10 protein-coding genes and 1 pseudogene are annotated in these 13,138 nt (G+C 44.2%); 6 read left to right on the top strand and 5 right to left on the bottom strand.

Annotation, left to right across the window (positions count from 1 at the left end):
- Positions 1–32 precede the first annotated feature (32 nt).
- The 3 genes from FFF34_018125 to FFF34_018135 all read left to right on the top strand — a co-directional run bounded on the left by FFF34_018125 (position 33) and on the right by FFF34_018135 (position 2,006).
- Positions 33–326, top strand: a complete 294-nt coding sequence (locus FFF34_018125) for a hypothetical protein (GenBank protein TSD63509.1) — start codon at positions 33–35, stop codon at positions 324–326.
- The gene (locus FFF34_018130) at positions 305–646 is read left to right on the top strand and encodes a hypothetical protein (GenBank protein ID TSD63510.1); all 342 of its coding nucleotides are present in this window, start codon (positions 305–307) and stop codon (positions 644–646) included. The genes FFF34_018125 and FFF34_018130 overlap by 22 nt, the downstream gene beginning before the upstream one ends.
- 82 nt (positions 647–728) lie before the next feature.
- Complete coding sequence (locus tag FFF34_018135; GenBank protein ID TSD63511.1) at positions 729–2,006, top strand: hypothetical protein; 1,278 nt, start codon at positions 729–731, stop codon at positions 2,004–2,006.
- Here the strand turns inward: FFF34_018135 and FFF34_018140 are convergent, their stop codons facing one another.
- Entirely contained in the window at positions 2,007–3,959 is a 1,953-nt protein-coding gene (locus tag FFF34_018140; GenBank protein ID TSD63512.1) for a T9SS type B sorting domain-containing protein, read from the bottom strand.
- Positions 3,960–4,095: 136 nt separating this feature from the next.
- Here FFF34_018140 and FFF34_018145 point away from each other — a divergent pair, with 136 nt between their 5' ends.
- Together FFF34_018145 and FFF34_018150 are read left to right on the top strand one after the other, a co-directional pair.
- A complete protein-coding gene (locus tag FFF34_018145) occupies positions 4,096–5,409 on the top strand; it encodes a sorbosone dehydrogenase family protein (GenBank protein ID TSD63513.1) in 1,314 nt (437 codons plus the stop codon).
- A gap of 64 nt (positions 5,410–5,473) precedes the next feature.
- On the top strand, positions 5,474–7,558 hold the full coding sequence (locus FFF34_018150) for a TonB-dependent receptor (GenBank protein TSD63514.1): 2,085 nt from the start codon (positions 5,474–5,476) through the stop codon (positions 7,556–7,558).
- 63 nt (positions 7,559–7,621) lie between these two features.
- On the opposite strand, the gene FFF34_018155 is transcribed toward FFF34_018150, so the two are convergent.
- Both FFF34_018155 and FFF34_018160 read right to left on the bottom strand, forming a co-directional pair.
- Positions 7,622–10,174, bottom strand: coding sequence for a family 20 glycosylhydrolase (locus tag FFF34_018155; GenBank protein ID TSD63515.1), 2,553 nt, complete (start codon positions 10,172–10,174; stop codon positions 7,622–7,624).
- 72 nt (positions 10,175–10,246) lie between these two features.
- Complete coding sequence (locus tag FFF34_018160) at positions 10,247–10,720, bottom strand: hypothetical protein (protein TSD63516.1); 474 nt, start codon at positions 10,718–10,720, stop codon at positions 10,247–10,249.
- Between the two features lie 85 nt (positions 10,721–10,805).
- On the opposite strand from FFF34_018160, the gene FFF34_018165 reads away from it, so the two are divergent.
- Entirely contained in the window at positions 10,806–11,432 is a 627-nt protein-coding gene (locus FFF34_018165; protein TSD63517.1) for a lysine transporter LysE, read from the top strand.
- On the opposite strand, the gene FFF34_018170 is transcribed toward FFF34_018165, so the two are convergent.
- Both FFF34_018170 and FFF34_018175 read right to left on the bottom strand, forming a co-directional pair.
- Positions 11,429–12,499, bottom strand: coding sequence for a DUF2157 domain-containing protein (locus tag FFF34_018170; GenBank protein ID TSD63518.1), 1,071 nt, complete (start codon positions 12,497–12,499; stop codon positions 11,429–11,431). The two genes, FFF34_018165 and FFF34_018170, sit on opposite strands and share 4 nt — an antisense overlap.
- 133 nt (positions 12,500–12,632) lie before the next feature.
- Positions 12,633–13,057, bottom strand: a pseudogene (locus FFF34_018175) (DUF559 domain-containing protein).
- Positions 13,058–13,138: the final 81 nt, after the last annotated feature.

Raw genomic sequence — 13,138 nt, forward strand, 5'->3', positions numbered from 1 at the left:
TTATCTTCACCCATACTATTTAATACTATTTGATGAAACCTTTACGCTTATTGGCGGCAATGTTGCTGTTGCCATTGCTGTCGATAGCACAAAGCAACTTTAAACCCGGCTACGTGGTTACCCTAAAAGGCGATACCATACAAGGCTTTTTTGACTACAGGGGATGGGATAGTAACCCCCGGAAAGTAAAATTTAAAACCGACCTTAATGCTGCTGTACAGGAATTAACCCCTGCCAATACCTTGTATTTTGATATAAACGGACTGGAGGCTTATCAGCATTATGAAGGCCCTATAACACTTGATTGGATGCCGAAAACAGGGTAGGCAACGAAAGGGACAGCACCTTTAGGATGGACACCGTATTTGTAAGGGTATTGCAAAGAGGCGAAAAAATGACCCTTTACTCCTACTCGGACCATATAAAAGATCGTTTTTACTACACGGAAAAAAACAGCGAAACCCCAAAAGAATTAGGTTATCGCGTTTATTACGATAGCAATAAGGTAAACATGTTTAGGGGCCGTACGGTTAACGAAAATACCTACATGAAACAGTTGTATGACCTTGCTTTTAAATACAATGTACTAACCGACAGGCTTCAAAAGATGATTGAAGAATCGGGGTATGAAAAGCGCTATATTTGACATAGTAAGCCGCATAAACGGCCTGGGTAAAAAGAAAAAATAACCCGCAAAACTTTTATTTATACCAGCCTAAACCCAATTTATGAAAAAACTTTACAAACTGTTATTAGCAGTATTGCTGCTCCCTGCCATTGCCTTTGCGCAAAGTAATTTTAAACCTGGTTATATAGTAACTTTAAAGGGCGATACCATTCGTGGGATGGTTGACTACCAGGAATGGGATAACAACCCCGGTGCAATTAACTTTAAGACAGCCGATGCAAAAATCAACAAGTATACACCGGCTACTATCAGCTATTTTAGTATTGATAACCGCGAAGAGTATCAAAAATATACCGGCCCTATTAGTCGCGATGAGACGTATGAGAATCGTGTGCTTGCAGGCAGGGATACCAGTTTTTTTGTGGGCGATGTTTTTTTAAAGGTTTTACAAAAAGGTAAAACCATAAATTTTTATGAATATACCGACGCTATAAAGTCACGCTTTTTTTATAACGACCATAGTGATAATACCTACCACGAATTAGTATACCGCGTATACTATAACCCCGATGTGGTAGACCGCTTTAAAGGCCGCACCGTTAACGAAAACACTTATCTGCAACAATTAACCTCAATTGCATTAAAGGCCGGCGTAATGGACGATAAGTTGCAAAGCATGATGGAAGATGCTAATTACAATAAAATTGTGTTGCTTAAAATAGCGAGCAAAATGAACGGATTAAGCAATGCAGACCTGCGAAAAAAAATAAATAGCGATGATGCATCCAACTTTGACGTTTATGCTGGTGTTGCTGCAAGTATATCAAAAATAACACCCGTTGACTTGTACCTGGCTAATGGCGGTAAACCCTATTCATCTGTTTTACCAAAAGCGTTGGTAGGCTTTAATGTTTATGCTAACCCTAACACCCGCCGCGTTGTGGTTACATTAGAACTTAGTGTAACACTGGGTAAATACGAATCGATATATGACAATAAGATATATCCTTACAAAGGCATACATTATGGCTACAATCAGGTAATAGTATCGGCAACGCCGCAGGTTTCATATAACTTTTACAATGCCGATAACTTTAAAGTTTTTGCAACCTTTGGTTTCGATATAAGTCATTACAGCTATACAAACCACATATACGAGGAGCAAGATGGTTCGGAAGCCAACTATGGGCGCAACCCATTTCAGTTTTATCAATTTATAAACTCACCGGCTTATAAGCTTGGCGTTTTGGTTAATAAACGTGTACAGGTATATGCCTATCATGTTCAAGGGGGCTATATAAATTATGATAGCTCATTTGATCAAAAGCAAAGCACTTACCAAATAGGTTTAAATTATATTTTAGGCAAGCAAAAGTAACTACCTCACCAGCATTACCCAACCCGATCTTTTTGGGGTGTCGTTCTTCAGGTCGATAACGTAATAATATACCCCTACGGGTAACTGCCTGCCCTGGAATATACCATTCCAGGGTTTTGCATATCCCGTGGTGTGGTAAACTTCGCTGCCGCTGCGGGTGTACACAGTAAGTACACTTTCGGGATAGGTGCTTAGCTGATCAATATTCCACAGGTCGTTAATACCATCGTTATTTGGCGAGAAGGTGTTAGGAATGGTTATTTTTTTAAACACCCGCACAAAAACATCATCCGTTACCACACCGCAATTATCCTGCGACTCTACATGCAGCGTATACGTGGTGTTCTCTACCGGGCTTACCGTTGGTGTAGGTGTAAGCGCGTTGGCGATGTGGCCATCAGGTGTCCAGTAAAATTTAACATTATCACCCGAAACGGTGCCGTTGAGTTGTATGCTTTCGCCCTCTTGTATGCTCACATCGGCCCCGGCATCGGCATGGGGCCTTTTTATCACCACTACCGTTACCGTGTAGCTTTCGTCGGTGCAGGCGCCGTTATCTATCTTCAAATGGTAGGTGGTGGTTTCGGCGGGCTTGGCTATAGGGTTGGGTATATCGTCGTGGTCAAGGCCGGTAGCGGGTGTCCATTTATATGTATAATTGGCACCTCCGGTAGCTGTTAAGGGGGTCTCGTCGCCTTCGCATATAACACCGCCCCCACTAACCGTAGCTTGCACCTTTGGCAATACCGTAACTGTTGTTGATGCTACCGTAGAGCAGCCTTTGTCGGACGTTACGGTTACTGTATATACCCCATTAAAACTGGTATTGGCACTTGGGCTTACAAGCGGCGAATTATCTGTTGAGGTATATCCGTTGGGGCCAGTCCATCTGTAAGTAGCCCCACCTGTAGCACTTAGCCTCAGCTCCTGCCCAAAACAAACAGTAGTTGTAGCCGCCACGTTGGCAACCGGCAGCTTGTTCACATTTATAGTAAGCGGTGCCGAGTATATGCGGCAATTGATAGATGCACCGGCCTCTAAAACGCCCAGGCGGTATTGGTATATACCCGCTGTTGCATTGGGCAATGCTACATTTAGCGATGTGGTGGTACCGTTGGCGGCATCTTTCCAAAGCTTTGCTACATCATCATAATATTGCCACTGGTAAACCGGGTTGATGTACCCCACCTGCGAACCTTTTAAAGTGTAATTGCCATTCTCGTGCTCGCATTGGTCTTTTGTTTTGGTACCGCCCAGTACGCCAAAACCGGTGGTAATAATTGGCCCGCATGGCCTAAAGGTAATATCATCTAACACCAGGTCGTTTCCGTTACCGCCGGGCGCGTTATTTATCATTTTTACGATAATATCCTCGCCGGTAGCAGGCGTGGTAAATAATGTGCCATATTGATGAAATGTAGCCACCTCCTCAGACGGTATATCGCCTGTTGGATAAGTTTTAAGCACTCTCCCGCTTACTGTTTCAATACTAAAAGTGATATTAGGCTTAATTTCGGGCCTGTTTACCCCGCGTATCAGGTTTAATATCCAGGCTGCAAACTCATAGGTGGTATTAGGGCACAATACCTGGCCGCTGGCTTTTTGTGTATAAAACACTCCGGGGGCATACGATGAATTAACCACCATCATGTAGCCATTTTTATCACCTGTATGGTCGTGTGGTACTATATCCCAGGCGTTAAAACAGGTGCCTATGCCGGTTTCAATAGTGTAAAAGCCGTCCCCCGGGCACGATTGCGATGTATAGGTATAATTGGTTACCGTGCCGGGTAAAGCGGGCCCGGTGCCAAAGGTTGATCCGGCCCCAAAGGTTTCATTTATTACCGGGTCGCCCAGGCTGCCGTTACAGGTTTGCGCCCTGGTTTGCAGCGTAACCAACAGTATAATTGCCGATAATAGAATTTTAAAACTGACCGACCGGGTAAATGGCATTATAGCTGTGTAACTTTAATTTCAAAAATATACTTTTTTAGCGATGTTGCATCGCTTTGCAGGTGATATATAAGTAATTACCTACGCCAATAAAACAAAAATAAACCGCGCCAGGTTGCTATATTTAATACCGCCTATGAAATACCAGTTATTGTACTTAGCCGCTTGTTTATTTATTATTACAGCCTGCAAGCAAAAGAAAGCCGATCTGACTAAAGCCTACAGGTTAAATACCGATGTACAACAACAGGTAAACCTGCCGGCGCCGTATCAAACAAAATCTGCACGTAACTATTGCAAGGTAATTGGCTGGCCCAAGGGTAAAACCCCCGTTGCACCACAAGGCTTTACTGTAAGCCTATTTGGCGACGGTTTAAATAATCCGCGCAATATTTATATAGCGCCTAACGGCGACATATTAGTAGCCGAAGCTAACACCGAATTAAAGGGTATTAAAAAAATAGGTGCTACTATTATAGGCGCGGCTGCTTCGCAAAATTTAGGTAAAAGCGCCAACCGTATTACCCTTTTTAGGGATGCCGACGGCGATGGCGTACCTGAAAAGAAACAAACCTTTTTAAGTAACCTGAACCAGCCGTATGGTATGCTGATATTAGGCAATGCCTTTTATGTAGCCAATACCGATGGCTTATGGAAATATGATTATTTACCAGGCCAAACCCGCATTACCACACCCGGTAAAATGATACTGGCACTACCTGCGGGTGGCTACAATAACCACTGGACACGCAACTTACGTGTAAACGCCACCGGCACAAAAATATTTGTATCGGTAGGCTCGGGTACAAACGTGGCAGATCATGGAATGGAAAACGAGGTACGCCGTGCTGATATTTTAGAAATTAACCCCGATGGCACCGGCGAGCGCGTATATGCAAGCGGCTTGCGCAACCCTGCCGGTATAGATGTGCAGCCCGGCACAGGCGTTTTATACACCGTTGTAAACGAACGCGATGACCTTGGCGACGAACTGGTGCCCGATTACCTGACCAGCGTTAAAGAAAATGGTTTTTACGGCTGGCCCTGGGCCTATTTTGGCAAGCACGAAGACCCGCGCCTAAAGGTAAAACGCCCGGATATGGTAGCCAAAACCATTACGCCTGATTTTGCATTAGGCGCGCATACGGCATCATTAGGATTAGCATTTTATACCGGCAAAAACTTCCCGCAGCAATATATTAATGGTGCTTTTATTGGCCAGCACGGCTCGTGGAACCGGTCGGTATTGTCGGGTTATAAGGTAACTTTCCTGCCTTTCAGTAATAATAAACCGGCCAATAAGATGGTCGATTTTTTAACCGGCTTTATTGCTGATAGCGCCAAGCAAGAGGTTTATGGCCGCCCGGTTGGTGTTGCAGTTGCCAAAGACGGCTCATTATTAGTGGCAGATGATTCGGGTAATAAAATATGGCGGGTTAGGGCAAAGTAGCTAAACAAATATTACTTTTTGCAGCAGCTGTTTTGCAAGGGCTATTTTGTTAGCTTAGCTTTGTATGATGACCCGCACACTGCCCACCCTGTTATTAGCTTTGTTTAGCGCCAGCCTATCGGCACAAAACAAGCCGGCAAGCCAGCCCGATACCACAAAGCAATTACAGCCCGTTACCGTTAAAGCCTATTTATCTACACAGCCTGTGCTTAGTGTGCCTGCATCGGTAAGTGTATTAGGCGCAGCACAATTAAAAATACAACCCGATATTTCTTTTGTTACCGCGTTAAATACCGTACCGGGCGTCAGGGCCGAAGAGCGTTCGCCGGGCAGTTACCGCTTGTCTATTAGGGGTAGTTTACTGCGCTCGCCATTTGGGGTAAGGGATGTAAAGATATATTTTGACGAGATACCGCTAACCGATGCAGGCGGCAATACTTATCTAAACGCTATCGACATTGGCAACATCCGCAATATCGAGATATTAAAAGGCCCCGATGGTAGCCTGTTTGGTGCCAATTCTGGCGGGGTGGTATTAATAAGCCCTGTAGTGGGTGGGCGTACAGATAGTAATTACCTTTCGCTGGGTGTAAATGGAGGCTCGTATGGGTTGTTTCATCAAAAGGCATCGCTACAGCAAAGCGGCAGCAACTACCGCTTCAACCTCGATCAGTCGTACCAAAACTACGATGGCTACCGTCAAAACAGCCGCATGCACCGCATTTACCTAAATGCCAATAATAGCTGGTTTTACGGTAAACATAACGAGCTGAAAGCGCTTGCACTTTATTCCGACCTGGATTACCAAACACCCGGCGGCCTAACTATCGACCAATACAACGCCGACCCAACTCAGGCCCGCCCCGCAACTAAATTTGTACCAGGGGCTATCGATCAAAAAATACGCATCAACACTAAAATGCTGTTGGGCGGGCTGGTAAACGAGGCCCACCTAACCGACCGTATACGCAGTGTACTGGCTGTATTTGGCAACCATGTTGATTTTGAAAACCCCTTCATTACTAATTATGAGCAGCGCAACGAAACTACATTTGGCGCGCGCACTTATTTTGAACTCGCCGGCATCCCGCAGGAAAACCTCAACTGGAAACTTAATTTAGGGCTGGAATGGGAACAAACCAATTCGCTCATCAGCAACTATGGCAACAACAAAGGTGTTAGGGATACCACCCAAAAAATAGACCGCATAAACAGCAACCAGCATTTCTTTTTTGTACGCTATGCGGCCGATATTTATAAACGCCTGCATGCCGAGGCTGCCGTAAGCTTAAATTATTATGGTTACAAGTTTCGTAATGTGTACCCACTTAACGAGGCTACCGCCACTAACCGCGATTTTAGTGCCGAGCTAATGCCGCGTTTAGCTTTGTCGTACCAAATTCTGAATGATTTTATATGGCGCGCATCGGTTAGTCGTGGCTACTCTACCCCTACTACTGCCGAGGTGAGGCCAACCAGCAATATTGTAAATACTGCTTTACAGGCACAGTTTGGCTGGAACTATGAAACCGGCCTGCGTTTGCGTAACAGCGACGAAACCATGCTTTTGGATGCGTCGGTATTTTATTACCGCCTGGATAATTCCATCGTTCGCCGATTAAACCCCGATGAAACAGAATATTACATCAACTCGGGCGGTACCAACCAAAAAGGACTGGAATTGGCCTTTACCGACTGGCTCATCCGCCAAAATACCGAACATTTTATACGCGGGTTGCAGTTTAACACGTCGCTAACGCTAAGTCGTTTTAACTTTAGGGATTACAATGTGGCGGGCACCAGCTACTCGGGCAATAAACTAACCGGCGTACCGCGCGAAGTGATGGTGTCATCGTTGATAGTGGCATTACCAAAGTATTTTTCGGTATTTGTGCAGCATAACTATACCTCCAACATTCCGCTTAACGATGCCAACACCGTTTACGCGGCTAAGTATCATTTAATGCAGGCTAAAGCCAGCTGGGGGCACAAACTGGGCCTTAAAACAAGGCTGGAGCTTTATGCAGGATCAGACAACCTGCTTAATCAAAAATACAGCCTCGGCAACGATCTGAACGCTATAGGCAACCGCTATTTTAACGCAGCGCCATTACGCAGCTACTTTTTTGGCGTGAATTTGGGCTTGTAAATATTACTTATCAAACCAATTTGTCATTGAGGAGCGCCGGCGCGATGCGGCAATAATATCCTATTACTGCGCTATGGTCGCTTTCGCTTCGCTATCGGCAACGTTACCGCCGCGGCCCTTTACATCAAACGCCCTGAATTTTACTGGCCCTGTGGCTTCAACCGGTGCACGGTAAACAGGGCTGCTTGCTGTAGGCTCGCTGCCATCAGTAGTGTAGCGTACAGTTAAACCGGGATATTGAATATTGCTAAAGTATTTGCCATCCTGGTAAATAACGCCCGGTTTGGGTATACGGTAATGGAAACCGCCGGTGTAATACGCCAAACGCGGCAGTTCGCGCTTACCTAAAATATTCAGGAACTTGCTCCAATCCGCATCGTATAATAGCTGACTTTTAGCGGCATCCTTTTCGGTAGCCCATGCCGGGTCCGGCGACCACGCCCGCTCGGCTAATGCCAGCAGTTTAGGGAATATCATATACTCCATGCGCTCGCCGCCCTTAACCGTTTCGGCCCAAAGGGCACCTTGCAGGCCAAGTATATTGCTTTTACCATAGTCGGTTAAACGCTGCTTGCCTATAAACAGGTTGCGGTTTACAGGCTGCCCATTTTTATCTACATCGGCGTTTTTAAAATAATCGTAAGGGATAAAAGAGAAGAATTTATCTATACCCAGGTAAGTGCCCCAGTAATAGCCCGGCTCGTCGTACGATTTATCGTTGGCCATATCAAAATACAGGTTGGTTACACAGGTAAGCACTACTTTATAGCCGCCATTTGCCAGCTTGTAGGCCAGGTCTTCCTGCCCATCGCCCAATACATTGTTCCAAACATCAACGCGCATATCGTCATTTAAAAACTGCGGATTTACCACGTAGGTCGGTTTACCGTCTAAATTAGTTTTGCGCAGGGCCATCTCTTCCCAGCCCGATAATACCAGGTTCTTCTTTTTTAAAATATCGTTTACCCTGCCATAAAAATAATACCACAGGTCGTTTGTACTTTTTATTTCGGGGTGGCTTACCTGCAGGGCCAAAAATGCAGGTGATTTCTCCCAAACATGCGCGGGGACTTCATCGCCACCAAAATGTATGGTTTGCAGGGGTGCATTTGCTTCTTTATACATGGCAACCAAATCGTCAACTACAGTCTCTACATAGTTATAGGTTGATGGCAGCGCTACATCTATCACATTATCGTTCCAATACTGTACCGAGCGGTAATCCGATTTGTCATTCATATCGCGCAGCAAATTGCGTTCGGCACCAGCTTTGTCGCCTGCAGCCATTAAACGCTCGTAACGGGCATCCATAGCCTTGATAGAGGCACGCGCATGGCCGGGAGATTCTATCTCGGGAATAACGGTGATGTGGCGCTCGGTGGCGTATTTTAAAATCTCGATGTAATCGGCCTTGGTGTAATAGCCGCTACCCGCTGTATTGGTAAAATCGGGGCCCGAACCATGTGAGGCAGGTAAAAAGCCCTTACTATCCAATGTGTGGCCGCGTTTAGAGCCTACGCCAGTTAACTCCGGCAGGGATGGTATTTCTATCCTCCAGCCTTCATCATCCGTTAAATGCAGGTGCAGTACGTTTAATTTGTACAGAGCCATCCCGGTGATCAGTTTAAGCACTTCGCTTTTTTGCTGAAAGTTGCGGGCTACATCCAGCATTACGGCGCGGTGCGCAAAGCGGGGCTCGTCTTTAACGGTTACACAAGGTATCTCTATCGCCGACGGCGTTTTGGCCAGCGCAATTGCAGGTATCAGTGTTTTTAATGATTGGATGCCATAAAATATACCGGCGGTTGTGGCCGCTGTTATTTTAATTTGCGAAGGGGTTACGGTTAAGGTGTATGCCTCGGCACCTAAACTCGCATCTTTAGCCAATAGTATCATTTTGCCTGATGCATTGCCCGCGCCGCTTATCTTTTTACCAAATATGCTTTCCAGGTCCTTAATTAAGCCATTGGTTTCTTTATTAAATTCCGGCTCATAGGTTATGCGTATGGCGGTGGTTAAATTAAAAAATCCTGTACTCTCGGTATAAGCGGCCGGTGTAGGGAATACCTTTTGCAAAGTGGCGGCAGGGATATCCTGTATGGTTTTATTTTGATTATATATTACCTCGGGCGTAACCAAGCCCTGATAAGTAGGTTTGTATGGTTTAATGGTAAAATCGCCCGGCAGGTAGCCTTTGTTAGGTTCGGCATCCCATACAATGTAGGGGCCTTCAATGGCATCGGTAAAATTCACTACGGTAGATTCGCACAGGTAATCAATACGCCCGCTTTCGCCGGGCTTTACGGCAGTAAATTTGGTATTGGGTGTTATACTGTATAAGTCGCCGTTTATTTGCTCTACTTTGGCGTTACCGCTAACAGCATCAACCACAAAATTGCGCGATGAGTTAAAATATATCTTCCAGCCGGTAGATGGCAGCGTTTCTTTACCCTTATTGGTTATCACCAACGCGGTTAGTGCCTGGCCCTTGTTTTGGTAATTATTATCAACTACTTCCCAACTGATGTACAGATCGTGTGCATTTGGTTTGGGTGCATTGGCCATTGTATTAAAAGTAACAATCGCTACAAGCGCAAGGGTAAGTAAATAACGCATTAGAATTATATTTAGGTTTTTTGAAACGTAAATATAATATTTAAGATGTGTAAATACTTTTTAAAATATTTATTAAAGTGAAAACTTTATCCAGGCATCACCCTCGTAGCCAAAATTGAATTGTTTTGGATTGATGATCTCGGCCAAAATCTCAAGAGACTCGACCATAACCTCGCCATTCTGGTGGAAATATCTTTCGCCGTCAGCTATATAAACGCGGTTATTTTTTACAGCCTTTAACTCGGCAAAGCCGGGATATGCTAATAGCGTGTTGATGCCGCCCATAGTATGCGCTACGGATGCACCTTCGGGCATTAATATAATAATGTCAGGGTCGGTCGCAAGGCTATCAGCAGTTGTGCCACCTGCAATGTTTAGCATATCGGCCAGGTTGTTTACTGTAGTAAGGGGATCTATTTGCCCTGCACAAAACACAGTAGGCTTGTTCTCCATAAATTTAAGCTTATGGCGAATAATATCAACCCGCTCCTGCAACTCTTCGGGCAGTTGGGCAAACAATACAGAAAATTGCGATGGTGCAGACATTTTGCAAATATGCGAATTTACCTGTTTTACAATCCGCATAAATAGGCAGAATTTACGCAGCCATTATTTTATTATATTTGAAGCAATGATATTCCTGACCTTTTTTATCGGGGTTATAGCTAATTTTATAGGTTATATACCACCCGGTAACATCAATCTTACGCTTATACAGATAACTATAAACAGGGGTTTAAAACAGGCCCTTCAGTTTATTATCGCATTTTCGTGTGTAGAGTTTTTCTTTACCTATTTTGTAATGCAAGGCGCTAAATGGCTATCGGAAGAGGTGAGATTAGATACCATTATAGACTGGGTGATGGTGGTATTATTTGGTACTCTGGGCTTAATTACCTGGCGCAATCGCAATAAACCACCAAAAACAACCTACTCTAACCATGCCAGTATCAAATACGGCATATTATTAGGTTTTCTAAATCCTATGCAAATACCTTTTTGGATGGTTACAGGCACTTACCTTATTACCCACCAATGGATTGAGGATGGCCGCTTAGCCCTGGTGATATTTAGCATAGGTTCGGCAGGGGGTGCGTTTTTAGCCTTGTTTTTATACGCCAAGTTTGCCGGTTTTGTGCAAAAGAAGTTTGAACTGAGCACACGTGTAATAGATATATCCATAGCGATACTGTTCTTCGCCTTTGCGGCTTACCATATATTTAAGCAGCTTTATTTAATTTATTTTAAGCACCATTAAACATTAGCCTCATCGGCTGTTTGCGATGCTTTGGTATTGATATTCCATATCTTCTCTGCCTTGCGGCCAACCAGCCAAAAGGATAAAGCCAGGACGGAAAAGAAAACCGTTTTATTGGTATGATCCCAAAAGTATTCGAAGTATTTAGTGTACAGGAATATGATCAAAAAGGTAATGCCAAACTCGCGGGCTATGGCATCTTTAAACTTTAAGCCGTATAACAAAAACAGGCCCGCTACCACGGCAGATATGATGCCCCAATAAAATAAAGTGATCTGCTTAATGCTCCACCACACATCTAAACTGCCATAGTTGCCAAAAATACTTAACAACCATAACGACATAAAAAGGTAAAGCATGCCCACCACATAGGTAAGCTCCCAAAACCAGGCAAACCATTTACGATTTTTTAATACATGGCATGCGCTTACCAGCAACAAGCCAAACACTACAAAGCGCAACGGGTAATTCATCCCTAAAAAGTATAGCGCCCAGTTGGTTTGATAACCGGTTTCGGTGCCAAACCAGCTACCCAGCGATACCAGCGCGAAAAGCCATATCAACCTTGATGGCATGCGCCAGGCCAAAAAACCATATACAAAAACCGATACCAGGAAAAGCAACGAATAATGCCCTGAGCCATTATCGAACGTCTTGCCCAGGTAGGCTATGCAACAGGCGGTAAACAGCACGCCGGTAAATAACACAGCCTCGTTACTAAACACTTTTTCGGGGAACTGGCGCTCGCGTTTGCGGCCAAGATAAAATAGCCCGGCAGCCATGGCGCCTGATAATATACTGATAATGATATCGGGCGTATCGTACAGCTTTTTTATCCAATTTATAACTGCGTCATCCACAATAAGCGAGCCTATGGCGATAGCCCCGCAAATAAGTGCCACCCACATTGAATACTTAGCCAAACGCATCCAGTCGAACCCCTTTACTTCGTACGAGTTGCGTAACTTATCGGCCTGTGCATCATCAATAACATGGTGCTTTTGCCAGTGACTGATGGTTTGGTTTAAAAAGTCGCTTTCCTGCCTGTCAAGGTTAAGTTTAGCCATGAATACTAATTACCTGAATTAATTTTAATTACACGAATTTAAATTAATTTATAAGCAGCAGACTATTCAATTTACCGATCACAGCGTAGGGCTGTGCGATTCCTTCCCTCGGGAAGGAGGAGGAAGGGGTTAATCAGCTATCCAAAACTTCGAAAGGAAAATTTTTCGGAAGTTTAATAGATTTATCGCTTTTAATAATGGAGATGATTTCGCCCTCTAATGCCCGTATCACATTTATCAAATCGTACTTTACTACAGATTCATCAAATCTTATTACTTTAATGCCAAAGCTCTCTAACTTCTTCTGCCGTATTTCATCTCTGTTAAATGCCTCCTGTGATTATGCGACATGCCATCAATCTCAATGGCTAACATTAACTCCTTGCAATAAAAGTCAACTATATAAATATCAACACATCTTTGTCTATCAAAATCTAACCCCCATAATTTATCTCCTTTCAATTCATTCCAAAGAAGTATTTCGCCAAAGGTCATTTCCTTTCGAAGTTTCCTGGCCAATGGTTTTAACGCGGGATTGTATTGAATTAGTTTAGACATAAATAATTCTACTTTCAAATTTAGATTCCTTTATTAACCCCTCCCTGCACCCTCCCGTTGGGAGGGAATCGCACAAGCCCC

This window comes from Inquilinus sp. KBS0705 (assembly GCA_005938025.2).
In the GTDB taxonomy this organism is placed as follows: Bacteria; Bacteroidota; Bacteroidia; order Sphingobacteriales; family Sphingobacteriaceae; genus Mucilaginibacter.